15 protein-coding genes and 1 tRNA gene are annotated in these 15,267 nt (G+C 73.1%); 10 read left to right on the top strand and 6 right to left on the bottom strand.

The features are described from left to right. Positions 1 to 215 precede the first annotated feature (215 nt). Both ABTY61_RS27425 and phoU read right to left on the bottom strand, forming a co-directional pair. Positions 216 to 395, bottom strand: a complete 180-nt coding sequence (locus ABTY61_RS27425; RefSeq protein ID WP_350507747.1) for a hypothetical protein — start codon at positions 393 to 395, stop codon at positions 216 to 218. 166 nt (positions 396 to 561) lie between these two features. Next, on the bottom strand, positions 562 to 1,251 hold the full coding sequence (gene phoU / locus ABTY61_RS27420; protein WP_350507746.1) for a phosphate signaling complex protein PhoU: 690 nt from the start codon (positions 1,249 to 1,251) through the stop codon (positions 562 to 564). Between the two features lie 306 nt (positions 1,252 to 1,557). Between phoU and ABTY61_RS27415 the strand changes: the two genes are divergently transcribed. Further along, positions 1,558 to 3,027, top strand: a complete 1,470-nt coding sequence (locus tag ABTY61_RS27415) for a sensor histidine kinase (RefSeq protein WP_350507745.1) — start codon at positions 1,558 to 1,560, stop codon at positions 3,025 to 3,027. 2 nt (positions 3,028 to 3,029) lie between these two features. Next, the gene (gene phoP, locus ABTY61_RS27410; protein ID WP_031069385.1) at positions 3,030 to 3,725 is read left to right on the top strand and encodes a two-component system response regulator PhoP; all 696 of its coding nucleotides are present in this window, start codon (positions 3,030 to 3,032) and stop codon (positions 3,723 to 3,725) included. A gap of 192 nt (positions 3,726 to 3,917) precedes the next feature. Here phoP and ABTY61_RS27405 read toward each other — a convergent pair whose 3' ends face one another. Further along, the gene (locus ABTY61_RS27405; protein WP_350507744.1) at positions 3,918 to 4,616 is read right to left on the bottom strand and encodes a DUF461 domain-containing protein; all 699 of its coding nucleotides are present in this window, start codon (positions 4,614 to 4,616) and stop codon (positions 3,918 to 3,920) included. Positions 4,617 to 5,042: 426 nt separating this feature from the next. On the opposite strand from ABTY61_RS27405, the gene ABTY61_RS27400 reads away from it, so the two are divergent. The 7 genes from ABTY61_RS27400 (at position 5,043) to ABTY61_RS27370 (ending at position 12,092) form a co-directional block, all read left to right on the top strand. After that, positions 5,043 to 5,525 (top strand): CarD family transcriptional regulator, encoded by a 483-nt coding sequence (locus ABTY61_RS27400; protein WP_030244332.1) that lies wholly within the window; start codon positions 5,043 to 5,045, stop codon positions 5,523 to 5,525. 260 nt (positions 5,526 to 5,785) lie between these two features. Further along, positions 5,786 to 6,541, top strand: a complete 756-nt coding sequence (gene ispD, locus ABTY61_RS27395) for a 2-C-methyl-D-erythritol 4-phosphate cytidylyltransferase (protein WP_350507755.1) — start codon at positions 5,786 to 5,788, stop codon at positions 6,539 to 6,541. Next, complete coding sequence (ispF, locus tag ABTY61_RS27390; RefSeq protein WP_350507743.1) at positions 6,531 to 7,022, top strand: 2-C-methyl-D-erythritol 2,4-cyclodiphosphate synthase; 492 nt, start codon at positions 6,531 to 6,533, stop codon at positions 7,020 to 7,022. Before ispD ends, ispF begins: the two co-directional genes overlap by 11 nt. A 158-nt stretch (positions 7,023 to 7,180) precedes the next feature. Continuing rightward, positions 7,181 to 7,576: a PPOX class F420-dependent oxidoreductase gene (locus tag ABTY61_RS27385; RefSeq protein WP_350507742.1), complete on the top strand. Its 396-nt coding sequence runs from the start codon at positions 7,181 to 7,183 to the stop codon at positions 7,574 to 7,576. A 117-nt stretch (positions 7,577 to 7,693) separates the two neighbouring features. Then, the gene (cysS, locus tag ABTY61_RS27380) at positions 7,694 to 9,088 is read left to right on the top strand and encodes a cysteine--tRNA ligase (protein ID WP_350507741.1); all 1,395 of its coding nucleotides are present in this window, start codon (positions 7,694 to 7,696) and stop codon (positions 9,086 to 9,088) included. Positions 9,089 to 9,224: 136 nt separating this feature from the next. After that, positions 9,225 to 10,217 carry a 23S rRNA (guanosine(2251)-2'-O)-methyltransferase RlmB gene (gene rlmB, locus ABTY61_RS27375; RefSeq protein WP_350507740.1) on the top strand — a complete coding sequence of 331 codons (993 nt, stop codon included), beginning with the start codon at positions 9,225 to 9,227 and terminating at the stop codon, positions 10,215 to 10,217. Positions 10,218 to 10,385: 168 nt separating this feature from the next. Beyond that, positions 10,386 to 12,092 carry a DoxX family membrane protein gene (locus tag ABTY61_RS27370; protein ID WP_350507739.1) on the top strand — a complete coding sequence of 569 codons (1,707 nt, stop codon included), beginning with the start codon at positions 10,386 to 10,388 and terminating at the stop codon, positions 12,090 to 12,092. A 101-nt stretch (positions 12,093 to 12,193) separates the two neighbouring features. Here ABTY61_RS27370 and ABTY61_RS27365 read toward each other — a convergent pair whose 3' ends face one another. From ABTY61_RS27365 to ABTY61_RS27355, 3 genes are all read right to left on the bottom strand, one after another. Then, a complete protein-coding gene (locus ABTY61_RS27365) occupies positions 12,194 to 13,000 on the bottom strand; it encodes a nucleotidyltransferase family protein (RefSeq protein WP_350507738.1) in 807 nt (268 codons plus the stop codon). A 131-nt stretch (positions 13,001 to 13,131) separates the two neighbouring features. Then, positions 13,132 to 13,575, bottom strand: a complete 444-nt coding sequence (locus ABTY61_RS27360) for a hypothetical protein (RefSeq protein WP_350507737.1) — start codon at positions 13,573 to 13,575, stop codon at positions 13,132 to 13,134. A gap of 169 nt (positions 13,576 to 13,744) precedes the next feature. Next, complete coding sequence (locus tag ABTY61_RS27355) at positions 13,745 to 14,836, bottom strand: ABC transporter ATP-binding protein (protein ID WP_350507736.1); 1,092 nt, start codon at positions 14,834 to 14,836, stop codon at positions 13,745 to 13,747. 280 nt (positions 14,837 to 15,116) lie between these two features. Between ABTY61_RS27355 and ABTY61_RS27350 the strand changes: the two genes are divergently transcribed. Next, a tRNA-Thr gene (locus ABTY61_RS27350) sits at positions 15,117 to 15,190 on the top strand. Positions 15,191 to 15,267: the final 77 nt, after the last annotated feature.

Raw genomic sequence — 15,267 nt, 5'->3', positions numbered from 1 at the left:
GGCCGCCGCGGCCCCGTGGGGGGCGGCGCCGCCGCCCCCCCCCCCCCCCCCCACACCCCCCGCCCCGCCGCCCCCCCCGCCCGCCCCCCCCGCCCCCGCCCCCCCCCCCCCCCCCCCCGACCCGCCCGACCCGCCCGACGCAACGGGGCCCCGGGGTGCACGACCGTGCACCCCGGGGCCCCGGGTGTGGCGCTTGCGCGGCGGCCCGTCCGGCCTCAGTGGCCGCCGCAGCAGCCGCCGTCGGCGCCGCCGCACTGGCAGGGCGCGCCGGACTGGCAGCCGCAGCCGCAGCCCGGGCCGCAGCCGCAACCGGCGGCGAGGACGGGCAGCAGCTTCGGGGCGGGTGGCTCGACGGTGTGGTGGGCGGATGCCGGTCGGGTCGGGTTGGCCTTCATCGAGCTCTTCCCTCCTAGTGACGGGCGCACTCCGGTGCCCCCACCGTCGAGTGAAGCGGCCGTTCGGAGGGAGCGTCAACAGGCGCGCAGTGGTGGGACGCCCGGAAATCCGTGCACCCGCACCACCCCCGCCACGGGTTTACTCACCCTTGGGGGTGAGCAGCCCTCATTCCGCCCCGGCAGCCCCGGCCGCCTCGGTGGCGGCCACGAACTCGGCCACGTGCTCGCCGGTCACGAGGTACACGACGCGCTTGGCGACGGACACCGCGTGGTCCGCGAAGCGCTCGTAGTAGCGGCCGACCAGGGTGATGTCGACGGCGGTCTCGATGCCGTGGTGCCAGCGCTCGTCGATCAGGTGCGACAGCAGTTCGCGGTGCAGGGCGTCGATCCGGTCGTCGTCCTGCTCCATCTCCAGGGCCTTGTCGACGTCCTTGGTGGCGATCACCAGGCCCACCTTGGCGACCAGGCGCTGGGCGAGCTGGCCCATCTCCAGGACGGTGGAGTGCAGGTCGGCGGGCACCGCCGAGTCGGGGTAGCGCATCCGCGCGACCTTGGCGACGTGCCGGGCGAGGTCCCCGCAGCGCTCCAGGTCGGCGCTCATCCGCAGCGACGTGACCACGATGCGCAGGTCGGTGGCGACGGGCTGCTGCCGGGCGAGCAGGTCGATGGCGCGGTTCTCCAGCTCGTGGTGGAGCTCGTTGACCTTCTCGTCGGCGGCGATCACGCTCTCGGCCAGCGCCAGGTCCGCGTCGAGGAGTGCGGTGGTGGCCCGGCCCAGGGCCGAACCGACCAGCCGGGCCATCTCGACCAGGCTGTCGCCGATCGCATCGAGTTCCTCGTGGTACGCGTCGCGCATGTTCTCTCCTCAGTAGCTGTGTCGGTGGCGGTGCCGACCGGTCAGCCCGTCCGACCGTCGTTCCGGCGTTCGGGCGACCGCTGCTGGTGGCGCGAATGGTACGCGCACACCCGAGACCGTGACCGCTGTTCGGCGCACCGATCTCTCCCACACGGGCTGCATGGCCAACTCTGTGCCGTTCGGGCGACGATGCACGACCGGTGCGGTGAATCGGCAGCTACGTGGAGGTGAATTCTCGGCAACGCGTGGTGGATGCCTTGATCCAGCCCTTGGGGAGTGACCAGGCCGTGCGCTTACGCTGGCCACATGGACGTGAATGTGGCCGCTGCCGCTGCCTGTGCCATAGCCGGGCTCGGCGTAGGCCTCACCGCCTCCATCGCCTTCCGCTGGAGCGAGCGCGAGCAGGCCAAGGGCAAGTACGCAGGCGGAAAGCACTACGGCCGGCACCAGGCGCTGGGCACCGGCACCCCGGAACCCCCGCTGCCGCCGGGGGTCGACACCGTGCTCTCCGTGCTCCGGTCGTGCGCGATCGTGCTGGGCGAGGGCGACGAGGTGGTCAAGGCCAGCTCGGCGGCGTACGCGATGGGGCTGGTCCGCGGTGGCGCGGTCGCCGTGGATCAGATGCTCGCGCTGGCCCGGGCCACCCGCCGGGACGGCGAGATCCGCCAGGTGGAGCTGGAGGTGCCCCGCCCCGGCGCGGCCCGCGCGGCCGAGCCGCTCGCGGTCTCCGTCCGGGTCGCCCCGCTGGGCTCCCGGCTGGTGCTGGTGCTGGTCGAGGACCAGACCGAGCGCCGACGGGTGGAGGCCGTCCGCCGGGACTTCGTGGCCAACGTCAGCCACGAGCTCAAGACCCCGGTCGGCGCCCTGTCGCTGCTCTCCGAGGCGGTCGCCGACGCGTCCGACGACCCGGAGGCGGTGCAGCGCTTCGCCGGCCGGATGCAGGTCGAGGCGACCCGCCTGGCCAGCCTGGTGCAGGAGATCATCGACCTCTCCCGGGTCCAGGACGACCGGCTGATGGTCGACCCGGAGCCGGTCGCGGTGGACGAGCTGATCGCCGAGGCGATCGACCGCTGCCGCCAGCAGGCCGCCGCCAAGCAGATCCTCATCGCGGCCGGCGGGATCGCCGGGCTCTACCTGCACGGCAACCGGGGCCAGCTCGCCGCGGCGCTCGGCAACCTGGTGGAGAACGCCGTCAACTACAGCCCGCCCCGCACCCGGGTGGCCATCGCCACCCGCCGGATCTCCAGCGCCGCCGCGCTCGGCGAGGCGGACGGCGAGCTGATCGAGATCTCGGTCACCGACCAGGGCATCGGCATCTCGGAGAAGGACCGCGAGCGGGTCTTCGAGCGCTTCTACCGGGTCGACCCGGCCCGCTCCCGGCAGACCGGCGGCACCGGCCTCGGCCTGTCCATCGTCAAGCACGTGGCCGCCTCGCACGGCGGCACCGTCTCGGTGTGGAGCGTGGAGGGCCAGGGGTCGACCTTCACCATCCGCCTGCCCGCCGGCCAGGCCCCCGCCGCCGACGACCTCGACGACGTGGACGACCTCGACGACCTCGACGACGTGGACGACGACCTGGACCGGGTCGACGACCAGGCCGCCGCCGAGCCGAACCACCGCACCCCCCGCGACGAGCCCGGCGCCGACCCCGCCGGACCCGCCGCGGCACCCCGGACCCTCACCACGGACCGCACCGAGCGTGCGGCCCGTTCGCTCCCCGCCGGGGAGCGGGAACAACCCCTGTCAAAGACAACCCAGCTTGCCCCGGAGGCCTGATCGTGACCCGAGTACTGGTGGTCGAGGACGAGGAGTCGTTCAGCGACGCCCTCTCGTACATGCTCCGCAAGGAGGGCTTCGAGGTGGCCGTCGCCGCGACCGGCCCCGACGCCCTGGAGCAGTTCGAACGCAACGGTGCCGACCTCGTCCTGCTCGACCTGATGCTCCCGGGCCTGCCGGGCACCGAGGTCTGCCGCCAGCTCCGGGTGCGCTCCAACGTGCCGGTGATCATGGTGACCGCCAAGGACAGCGAGATCGACAAGGTCGTCGGGCTGGAGATAGGCGCTGACGACTACGTCACCAAGCCGTACTCCACCCGGGAGCTGGTCGCCCGGATCCGCGCGGTGCTGCGCCGCCGCGGCGAGGACGGCGGCGCGGGCGACAACGGCGGCGGCCCGGGCGCCCTGGAGGCGGGCCCGGTCCGGATGGACGTGGACCGGCACGTGGTGACGGTGGACGGCGCCAAGGTCGACCTGCCGCTCAAGGAGTTCGACCTGCTGGAGATGCTGCTGCGCAACGCGGGCCGGGTGCTCACCCGCATGCAGCTGATCGACCGGGTCTGGGGCGCGGACTACGTCGGCGACACCAAGACCCTGGACGTCCACGTGAAGCGCCTGCGGGCGAAGATCGAGCCCGACCCGGGCGCTCCGCGCTACCTGGTCACGGTCCGCGGCCTGGGCTACAAGTTCGAGCCGTAAACCGCGGGCCCGCGCGGACGAAGACGCGGACGAAGACACGGAAGGCCCCTGCCGGCAGGGGCCTTCCGCGTTCCCGCGCGGCCACGTGGGCCCGCGCGGGGGCACATGAAAGCCTCCCGCGGGCCCGGGAAGGGCCTGCGGGAGGCTTTCGCGCACTGCCTCAGGGGTGCGCCCGGTCAGGGGCGCGCCGCGTCAGTGGGCGGCCGGCGCGGTGGTGCCGGTGGCCGGGGCGGTCGGGGCACCCGGGGTGGCCGCCGTGCCGGCACCGGTGGCGGGGGTGGCCGGGGCGCTCGGCGTGGTGCCGGCGGCCGGGGTGGCCGGGGCGCCGGGGGCGGTGGCGGCGGGGGAGGCGCTCTTGGAGGGCGTGGCCGCCGGGGTCGGACCGAAGCCCTGGTACAGGCCCTTGTCCGAGTCCGGGTTGACGCCGGCCTGGGCGTCGACCTTCTGGCCGTCCTTGAAGGTGAAGGTGGTGTTGGCGAAGCCGCCGACGTGGACGGTCGCCGCGCTCACCAAGGCGGACGGGTTGCCCTGGCCGCCGATCGCGACCGAGCTGCCGGCCGGGATGACGATGCTGGACTGCGGAGCACCCGCCGCGTCCGCGAAGGTGGCGGAAGCGTTGCCGACGGTGATCGACTGCAGCTCGGCCGGCGTGGTGGCGGTGTTGGAGATGTTCACGACCACGTTGGCGGGGCCCGTGTAGTCACCCGAGGTGCCGACCCCGGTGACGATCACGATGTTGTTCAGTCGAAGGTTCGTCCCAAGGGTCGCCGCCGCGTTGTCCGGCTTGATCTGCAGGGTGTCCGGCGTGTTGCTGGCTGCGCAGGAGGACAGCGAGGCGATGGCGAGGGCGGCGATGGCGGCGATGCTGCCGCGTCGAAGGCTGCGGCTCATGCGGCGGCTACTCCTAGGTCACGTGTCGACAGGTCAGGTCTCAGATTATCGACCTCACTTATGCGCTCCTCACGGGGTGGTCCCCGTGTCGCACTCCCGGGGCCGCGCGGGGGCCGTCCGGCGGTACCCATGGCATGAACCGGTCACCAGCGGGACAAGCTTCGACCAAGATCGAATAACGATCGGGTCACGACCCGGAACGGGGCGAAAGCTCAAGATCCAATCATGGTTGCGGGGGTGTTGCGCAAGGGTTTCGCCGGACCTCGGAACCGCCTCCGACCTGCGGGAAGCCCCTCTCGAACATCGGTCGCAGCACGTCGCGGGGGTCCTTGTCAAGCCCCGGGACCGGCCCTGACCTGCGAAAACGCCCTTCGGGTGCGCCGCGAAGCGTGTTATTCTGGAAAGCCACGGAAGGGGTCCTGTCACATGACGTTCAAGGTTGGCGACACGGTGGTCTACCCCCATCACGGGGCCGCGCTGATCGAGGCCATCGAAATTCGCCAGATCAAAGGTGTGGACAAGACCTACCTGGTGCTCAAGGTGCAGCAGGGAGACCTGACGCTCCGCGTGCCCGCCGAGAACGCGGAGTTCGTCGGCGTGCGCGATGTGGTCGGCCAGGAGGGTCTGGACCGGGTCTTCGAGGTGCTCCGCGCACCGTACACCGAAGAACCGACCAACTGGTCCCGTCGCTACAAGGCGAACCTGGAGAAGCTCGCCTCGGGCGACGTTATCAAGGTCGCCGAGGTCGTGCGCGACCTCTGGCGTCGCGAGCGCGAGCGCGGCCTCTCGGCCGGCGAGAAGCGCATGCTCGCGAAGGCGCGCCAGATCCTCGTCAGCGAACTCGCGCTGGCGGAGAACACCAACGAGGACAAGGCGGAGACGCTGCTCGACGAGGTGCTCGCCTCGTAGTGCGGTCGGGCTCCCGCCCAAATCGCCCACAGCGCCCGGTGCCGGCGTGCCGCTCCCAGGACGAACCGTCCGGGGGTGGTGCAGTGGCACTCCGGGCGCTGAGGCGTGTCCGGACGATGCCCCCCACCCGAGCCGGTCCAGGCCTGCAAGACCGTTTCTGCGCAGTTGTGCGGCGGGCAGTGGACCAGTGGTTCTTCGGAAGGGGCCCCGCGCCCGCCGGGCACGCCAAGGCCATACCCACTTCGCCGAAGGAGTGAAACCTGAACACCGCAGCAGCAGTCGCAGCAGCAGTGGTGCCCGCCGCCGGACGCGGTGAGCGGTTGGGGCCCGGCGCCCCGAAGGCCCTGCGGGAACTGGGCGGGGTGCCGCTCCTGGTGCACGCCGTCCGGGCCCTCGCCCGCAGCCGGGCGGTCGGCCTGGTCGTGGTCGCCGCGCCCGCCGACGGGGTGGCCGAGGTGGTCGCCCTGCTGGACAGCCACGGGCTGGACGGCAAGGACATCCGGGTGGTGGCCGGCGGCGCGACCCGCCAGGAGTCGGTCCGGCTCGGCCTGGCCGCGATCCCGGAGGACGTCGGGATCGTCCTGGTGCACGACGCGGCCCGCCCGCTCGTCCCGGTCGAGGTGGTGGACGCCGTCGCGGCCGCCGTCCGGGCCGGGGCGCCGGCGGTGGTGCCCGCGGTGCCGTTGGCCGACACCGTGAAGCGGGTCGAGCCGAACCCGGGCCACCCCGAGCCGGTGCTCGACACGCCCGAGCGGGCCACCCTGCGCGCGGTGCAGACCCCGCAGGGCTTCGACCGGGCCGCGCTGGTCGAGGTGCACGCCAAGGCGCTGGCCGAGGAGGCCGCCGGCGGCGCCGACGCGGTGCCCGTCACCGACGACGCCGGACTGGTGGAGCGCTACGGCGGCACGGTCGTCGTGGTGCCCGGCCACGAGGAGGCGTTCAAGGTGACCCGTCCGTTGGACCTCGTGCTCGCCGAGGCCGTACTCGCCCGCCGGAGGGCCGCCGATGCCTACTGAGCCCCTGATCCCCCGGGTGGGGATCGGCACCGATGTGCACGCCTTCGAGGCCGGCCGCCCGCTCTGGGTCGCCGGGCTGGAGTGGCCGGATGCCGGGGTCGGACTGGCCGGGCACTCGGACGCCGACGTGGCCGCGCACGCCTCCTGCGACGCGCTCTTCTCGGCCGCCGGGATCGGTGACCTGGGCGCCCACTTCGGCACCGACCGCCCGGAGTGGTCCGGCGCCTCCGGGGTGAAGCTGCTCGGCGAGGCGGCCCGGCTGGTGCGCGAGGCCGGCTTCGAGATCGGCAACATCTCGGTCCAGGTGATCGGCGTCCGGCCGAAGATCGGCAAGCGGCGGGCCGAGGCCCAGGCCGCGCTGTCGGAGGCGGCGGGCGCGCCGGTCTCGGTCTCCGGCACCACCACCGACGGCCTGGGCCTGACCGGCCGGGCCGAGGGGCTGGCGGCGATCGCCACCGCCCTGGTGTACGAACGGCGTTGATCCGTCCGTCCGCCGCGGGTCGCCCGGTCGGCTTGAAATAGACCGCTGCTGACGGGTGTTCACCGGATGTCGCAGGGGTCCGGATCGGTAGTGTTCGGTCCGGGCCCGTGCGGAGCTCGCCCCCGGGCCGTACCGCCGCCGACGAGAAGAGGTTCCCGATGACTTCCCAACTCTCCGACCGCGCCAAGGCGTTGGTCGACGGCAAGAGCTTCGCCGTGGTCTCCACGATCCAGCCGGACGGCAGTCCCCAGTCGTCGGTGGTCTGGGTCAAGCGGGACGGCGAGGACATCCTGTTCTCCACCGTCGAGGGCCGCCGCAAGCACCTCAACCTGGTGAAGGACCCGCGCGTCTCGATCGTGATCAACCCGCCGGAGAACCCGTACGAGTACCTGGAGGTCCGCGGTGCGGTGACGATGACCACCGAGGGCGGCCGGGAGCTGATCAACGAGCTGGGCTTCAAGTACCGCGGCGAGCAGGAGTACCTGTTCGACGGCCCGGAGGACGTCCGGGTGGTCGTCCGGCTCACGCCGCGCAAGGTGGTCGGCAGCATCTGACCGACCCGGCCGAACCGCGATTCCCCGGGCGGCGGGTCCCGCCGCTCCCGGGGAATGCCCGGCCCGTTCCCGGTTAATGTCGCGGGGCACCCCCCACCGCCCACTACGCTTGACGCTGTGAGCATTCGTCTGTACGACACCAGCACCCGCCAGGTACGCGACTTCGTCCCGCTTGTACCGGGTTGTGTCTCGATCTACCTGTGCGGCGCTACCGTCCAGTCGGCGCCACACATCGGGCACATCCGGTCCGGGCTCAACTTCGACATCATGCAGCGGTGGTTCGCCTACCGCGGCTACCAGGTGACCTTCGCCCGCAACGTCACCGACATCGACGACAAGGTGATCGCCAAGGAGCGCGAGCTCGGCACCCCGTGGTGGCAGATCGCCTACGAGAACGAGCGGGCCTTCAACGACGGTTACAGCGCGCTGGGCTGCCTGCCGCCGACCGTCGAGCCGCGGGCCACCGGGCACATCCCCGAGATGATCGAGATGATGCAGGGGCTCATCGAGAAGGGCCACGCCTACGCGGTCGACGGCAACGTCTACTTCGACGTGAAGTCGTACCCCGACTACCTCGCGCTCTCCAACCAGAAGCTCGCCGACCTGCGCCAGCCCGAGAGCGAGGGCGAGACCGGCAAGCGCGACCAGCGCGACTTCGCGATGTGGAAGGCCGCCAAGCCGGGCGAGCCGAGCTGGGAGACCCCGTGGGGCCGCGGCCGTCCGGGCTGGCACCTGGAGTGCTCGGCGATGGCCCACAAGTACCTGGGCCCGGCCTTCGACATCCACGGCGGCGGGCTGGACCTGATCTTCCCGCACCACGAGAACGAGATCGCCCAGTCCAAGGCCTACGGCGACGACTTCGCCGCCTTCTGGGTGCACAATGCCTGGGTCACCATGGCCGGCGAGAAGATGAGCAAGTCGCTCGGCAACTCCGTGCTGGTCGCGGAGATGGTGCGGCACTGGCGGCCGATCGTGCTCCGCTACTACCTGGGCGCCGCGCACTACCGCTCGATGATCGAGTACAGCGAGGACGCGCTGCGCGAGGCCGAGGCCGGCTTCGGCCGGATCGAGGGCTTCATCCAGCGGGCCGTGGAGCGCTGCGGCACGGTCGACGCGGCGCCCGAGGTGCCGCCGGCCTTCGCCGAGGCGATGGACGACGACTTCGGCGTCCCGCAGGCGCTGGCCGTCGTGCACACCGCCGTCCGCCAGGGCAACAGCGCCCTGAACGCGGACGACAAGGAGAGCGTGGTGGCGCGACTGGGCGAGGTCCGTGCGATGCTCGGTGTACTGGGACTCGACCCGCTCGACCCGCACTGGGCCGGGACGGAGCGCGGCGAGGACCTCCACGGCGTGGTCGACTCGCTGGTCCGTCTGGTCCTGGACCAGCGGCAGGCGGCGCGTCAGCGCAAGGACTTCGCCACCGCGGACGCCATCCGCGACCAGCTCGGCCTGGCCGGGTTGGTGATCGAGGACACCCCGTCCGGCCCGCGCTGGACGATCAACAGCCAGTAACCCCATCTGACGATCGGGGTGATGGGTGGGCCGTACCGGACCGGTGCGGCCCTCCCGCATGACGTAGCGCATGCCGACGGCCGCCGCCGCACCGAGCGGAGCGGCCGGGCATGCCGGACAGACAGGAAGTACAGCCATGGCCGGCAACAGCCAGCGCAGGAACCGCCGCAACCCCGGGTCGAAGAAGGGGGCCGCTGTCGGTACCGGCGGGCACAGCCGGAAGGCGCTGCAGGGCAAGGGCCCGACCCCGCCCGGCGAGGAGCGCAAGGGCCACCCCAAGCAGCGGGCCGCCAACGCCGCGATCAAGCGCGAGCGGGACGCCAAGGCCCGGGCCGGCATGCGCCGGGCCGGGGCCGGCGGCCGCGGCGGCCGCGGCGGCGCGGGCAGCGCCGAGCTGGTCTTCGGCCGCAACTCGGTGGTCGAGGCGCTCCAGGGCGACGTGCCGGCCAACGCGCTGTACGTCCAGCAGTTCATCGACACCGACGACCGCGTGCGCGACGCCTTCCAGGCCGCCAACGAGCGCGGCATCCCGCTGATGGAGGCCCCGCGCCCGCAGCTGGACCAGATGACCGGCGGCATGAACCACCAGGGCCTGGTGCTGCAGGTCCCGCCGTACGAGTACGCCCACCCCGACGACCTGCTCGTCGAGGCCTCCGACGCCGGCCAGGACGCGCTGATCATCGCCCTGGACGGGGTCACCGACTCGCGCAACCTCGGCGCCGTGGTCCGCTCCGCCGCCGCCTTCGGAGCGCACGGCGTGGTCATCCCCGAGCGCCGCGCGGCCGGCATGACCGCCGGCGCCTGGAAGACCTCCTCCGGTGCCGCGGCCCGGCTGCCCGTCGCCCGTGCCACCAACCTGACCCGCACCCTGGAGGCCTACCAGAAGGCCGGCCTGATGGTCGTCGGCCTGGCCGCCGACGGCGAGGCCGAGCTGGGCGACCTGGAGCTGCTGACCGGCCCGGTCGTGATCGTCGCGGGCAGCGAGGGCAAGGGCCTGTCCCGACTGGTCTCGGAGACCTGCGACATGCGGGTGCGGATCCCGATGAGCGGTCTGACCGAGTCGCTGAACGCCGGCGTCGCGGCGGGCATCGTGCTGTACGAGGCCGCCCGACTGCGCGCCAAGCGCTGAGCACGGACGGACCCCCGTCCGCAGGAGATCTTCTGAATTCTCCGCGATCCGAGTGAAAAGCGATCGGGCCCGACCGGGTCCGATCGCTTTTCTCATGATCACTTCAAGTATGCGCCGGACATCCACTCGGGAGAGTGTCCTAAGCGGCCGTCACCCGGTTAGACGGGCGTGGACGTGGACACCAGAACACCTCGGCGCCCCCTGTTCGGCGGCGGCAGCACCGGGATAGAGGCGGGCCCCGGGATCGACACCGTCAAGGTGCCGTCGGACCCCGCGCGTCTCAGCAGCACCCAGGCGAGCTTCCGGCTCCGGCTCGGCACCCCGGTGTCGCCGTTGATCGAGGCCCCGGCCGGACTGCTGTCCACCGGCGCCGCGTTCGGCGACCCCTACGCCAGTCAGGGCCTGATCCGCCGTCCGCTGGTCACCCCGCAGGTCGTCGTGCCCGCCTCCGCCGTCCCGGCGCTGGCCGGGGCCGGCGGCGGCGCGCCGCGCCGCAAGGGCCGGGTCACCGCCGTCACCTGGACCGGACAGGCGGCCCCCGGCGACCTCGCGGCCACCCGGCTGCTGGAAGCGGTACGGACCAACGGCGCCCCCGCGGGCGTCGACCTCGACGAGGCCGACACCCAGGTGCTGCCCGCCTACGCGGGCGCCCGGACCGTCCCCCGCCAGCCCCGCGGGGGCAGCGGCACCGCCACCGACGCCGGCGTCGGCCCGGTCGGCCGGCCGCACGGCTGGACACCCAGCGGCGAACTGCCCGAGGTCTCCGCCACCGACGCCGACGGCAAGCAGGCCTGGTACCCCGGCCGCCGGGTCGACCTCGGCCTGGTCCTGCTTCCGCTGCGCGCGGTGCTCGGCTCGCTCTCCGTCTACGCCGGGTTCAGCAAGCTCTGCGACCCGGTGTACTTCGACGGCGGCGAGCGCGGCTCCATGATGCGGTGGCTCTCCTCGCTGCATCCGTGGAAGGTCGCCGAGCCGCTGCTCGGCTTCGCGATGGCCCACCCCGTCGGCTCCGGCCTGGTGGTGTCCTTCACCGAGATCGTGGTCGGCGTGCTGACCGTCCTCGGCCTGTGGCAGCGGCTCGCCGCCGGGGCGGCCATGCTGCTCTCCGCCGCGCTGCTGTTCACCGTCAGCTGGCGGGCCGTCCCGGTCTACGACACCCCGGACCTGATCTTCCTCGCGGCCTGGAGTCCGCTGCTGATCGCCGGGGCGCCCTTCGCCTCGCTCGACGGGCGGCTCAACCTGGAGGCCTGGCGCCGGATCGGCACGGGCGCGCCCGGCGCCCTGCGCCGCCGGGTGCTGCGCCGCGGCGCGGTCGTCACCACCGTCGTGGTCGGCCTCACCCTGCTGCTCGGCTCGATGCTCGGCGCGGCCGTCCGCACCGGCGCCCGTCCGCACCAGGCACCCGGCCGCCCGGCCGGCGACTACGGCACCCCGGTCTGGCCGTCCGGCAGCCCGTCCGGCGCCCCCGGCGGCCAGGGCGCGTCCACCCAGCCCCAGCCCGCCGCCCCCCGCCCGGCCACCCCGACGCCGAGCGCGGCCACGCCCTCCACGGCCCCCGCCAAGTCGGCCGGTGCCACGCCCAGCGGCAAGCACTCCGGCAAGGCCGAGACCGGCGGCGCCTCCCCGGCGCCCGCCGCCCCGCCCGCCGGCTCCGGCTCCGCGCCCGCCCAGCGGAGCCCGGCCCCCGGCGGCTCGGGCACCGCGCCCAAGCCGAGCCCGAGCAGCGGCTCCGGGCTGCTCGGCGGGGTGCTGGGCAGCGGGCCGGTGCTCGGCAGCGGCCCGCTGGCCGGGCTGTCGGGCGACCAGACCGGTGGCGGCGCCGGCGGGCAGTCCGGTGGGCAGTCCTCCCGTCCGGGGACGCCGACCGCCACCTGAGGCCGCCGGACGCGCTTCGGCCGGGTGCTCCGTGGGGGAGCACCCGGCCGTCGTGCTTCCCGGCCGCTCGCGTGCCGGGGGTCAGCCGCTGGCGTGTCCCGTCAGCGGGAGGCGTCGCGGAAGTCGGCGTCGCGGTAGGCGGCGAGCTCCTTGGCCGCCTCGGTGAGGTCCTTCGCCGTGTCGATGGCGCGCCAGTACACGCCCTGCGGCAGCTGGTACCCGGCGAGCCGCTTGCTGCGGGCGAGTTGGGGGAAGGTGGTGCGCTCGTGGTCGCCCACGTCCGGCAGCAGCTCGGCGAACTCCGGGCTGAACACGTACAGGCCGGCGTTGATCAGGAAGGGCGAGGGCGGGGCCTCGATGAAGTCCAGCACGTTGCCGAACTGGTCGGCCTCCACGGCGCCCCACGGGATCCGCGGCCGGGCCAGCGCGAGCGTCGCGACGGCGGCCCGCTCGTGGTGGAAGGCGGCCATGTCGCGCAGGCTGAACCGGGTCCAGATGTCGCCGTTGGTGGCGTACCAGGGCTCGTCCGGGCGGGGCAGCGCCTTCGCCGCGTACTTGAGTCCGCCGCCGCGCCCCAGCGGCTCGGCCTCGACCACCGTGCGCACCCGCAGCGGCAGGTCGGCCTTGTCGAGCCACTCCTCCAGCACGTCGGCCAGGTGGCCGCAGGACACCACGACGTCGGTGACGCCCTCGGCGGCCAGCCAGGCCAGCTGGTGGCCGAGGATCGGCGTGCCCGTGCCCGGGATCTCGACCAGCGGCTTGGGGCGGTCGTCCGTGTAGGGGCGCAGCCGGGAACCCTGGCCGCCGGCCAGGATCACGGCCTGGGTGACGGGCGTCGTGGTCGGCCGGGGCTGGTGGGGCTGCGGGGACGCGGGGTCGGCGGCGGGGCCGGAGTCAGCGGTCGTCATGCCTGAACAATAGGGCGCCCGACGGGGGTTGGGGCCTCAGGTGGACCGCTCGTCCGGGAAGCCGTCGGCCGACGACGCCGTCAGCCGACGTAACCGTCAGCCGAGGACGGAATCAGCCGAGAACGGAGCCGTCAGCCGACGACGCCGGCCGCGAAGGAGCCGTCGCAGACCGGGCGGGCGAAGGAACGGGCCCGCTGCACGTCGCCCTGGTACTTGCGCACCGCCGCCTTGCCCAACTCGGTGGCCAGCGAGGTGCAGTACGGCGTCAGCGCCGGCTGCTCGCGCATCGAGCGCTCCAGCAGGTCCAGCGCGGCGGAAGGGTTCTTGGCGCGCAGCTCGTCCAGCAGCGCCACCCGCAGCGAGTCCTGCGGGGCGAGCCCGTCCGTCTTGGTGGCGACGGTGGACGACCGGCCGATCCCGGCGCCGTCGCCGCTGGACGCCGCCACGACCTGCTGGTCGAGGCCGGTCGGTGGGGCCCACGGGACCCTGGTCACGGCGAGGGTGCCGGTGGTCACCAGGACGACCGGCAGGGTCAGGGCGACGGTCTGGCCGATACGGCGCACAAGCTGCTTCACCCTCAGGAGAGTAGCGGTGGGTAGGGCCCGGATCGCCCTCCGTCACGCCATCGAGTGACAGGGTGTCCGGGTTCGTCCCTGCACCGTGTTGACGTGGGGGTGTACGGACGGAGCCCGCCGGACCGGGAACGGTCCGACGGGCTCCGCGCGGGGGCTTGCGCGCCGGGGGTCAGCGGCCGAGGCGGACTCCGGTACCGGTGGAGAAGACGTGGGTCTCCTCGGCGGTCGGCACGACGTGGATGGTCTCGCCGCGCGCCGGGATCTGGCGGCCGGGCACGCGGACGACCAGGTCCTTGTCCACGCCGCCGATCTGGGTGGTGCCGTAGACGAAGCCGTCCGAGCCGAGCTCCTCGACCACGTTCACGGTCACCGCGACGCCTTCGATGCCGCCCGCTGGGACGATCTGGAAGTGCTCGGGGCGGATGCCGACGGTCACCGTCTTGTCGGTGAGGGCGCCGGCCAGGTCCTCGCGGGAGATGTTGACCACCGAGCCGCCGAACTTCACGCCGCCGTCCACCAGCGGCACCTCGACCAGGTTCATGGCCGGCGAGCCGATGAAGCCGGCCACGAACAGGTTCGCGGGCTTGTCGTACATGTTGCGCGGGGTGTCGACCTGCTGCAGCAGACCGTCCTTCAGCACCGCGACCCGGTCGCCCATGGTGAGCGCCTCGGTCTGGTCGTGGGTGACGTACACCGTGGTGATGCCCAGGCGGCGCTGCAGGCCGGCGATCTGGGTACGGGTCGAGACGCGGAGCTTGGCGTCCAGGTTCGACAGCGGCTCGTCCATCAGGAAGACCTGCGGCTGGCGGACGATCGCCCGGCCCATCGCGACACGCTGACGCTGACCGCCGGACAGCGCCTTCGGCTTGCGGTCCAGGTAGTCGGTCAGGTCGAGGATCTTCGCCGCCTCCTCGACCTTGACGCGGATGTCCGCCTTGTTCACGCCGGCGATCTTGAGCGCGAAGCCCATGTTCTCGGCGACGGTCATGTGCGGGTAGAGCGCGTAGTTCTGGAACACCATCGCGATGTCCCGGTCCTTCGGCGGCAGGTGGGTGACGTCCCGGTCGCCGATCCGGATCGCGCCGCTGTTGACGTCCTCCAGACCGGCCAGCATGCGCAGGCTGGTCGACTTGCCGCAGCCCGAGGGGCCGACGAGCACGAGGAATTCGCCGTCCGCGATCTCCAGGTCCAGCGCGTCCACCGACGGCTTGGTCGCCCCGGGGTAGACACGGGTCGCCTGGTCGTACGTGACAGAAGCCATGGTCGTTCTCTCCTTCACCGGCAGGAACGTGCCGGACGATCCGAGTAAAGGGGGGTTCGTTCGTCTCCGCCGGTCCGTCAGTGGTCTGAACCACTGTCGCGCCGACTCCCGGCGACGCTACCTGCGCTTCCGCCGCTTGTCAGCCCCCTCCGCCCGCTTTTCGGCATCGGTTCCATCACGCCCGCCCACCCGGCCGTCCCCCGGATATCCCCCCACCCCACCACCCCGGCCCGGTAGACTGCCCCCGGTGCCGCCGTGATCCATCGCGGACGGCCACCGTGCCTCCTTAGCTCAGCTGGCCAGAGCACCGCTCTTGTAAAGCGGGGGTCGTCGGTTCGAACCCGACAGGGGGCTCGCGTAGGAAGCAATGCGACCGGCGCCCGAAGGGCCGGCCCGATCACGATCGGGCCGGCCCTTCGTCGTTGGCGGGG

The sequence above is a fragment of the Kitasatospora sp. NPDC096128 genome (assembly GCF_040303105.1).
Taxonomy (GTDB): domain Bacteria; phylum Actinomycetota; class Actinomycetes; order Streptomycetales; family Streptomycetaceae; genus Kitasatospora.
Note: the sequence above shows the minus strand (reverse complement) of the source record. Positions and strands in the feature narration are given on the sequence as shown.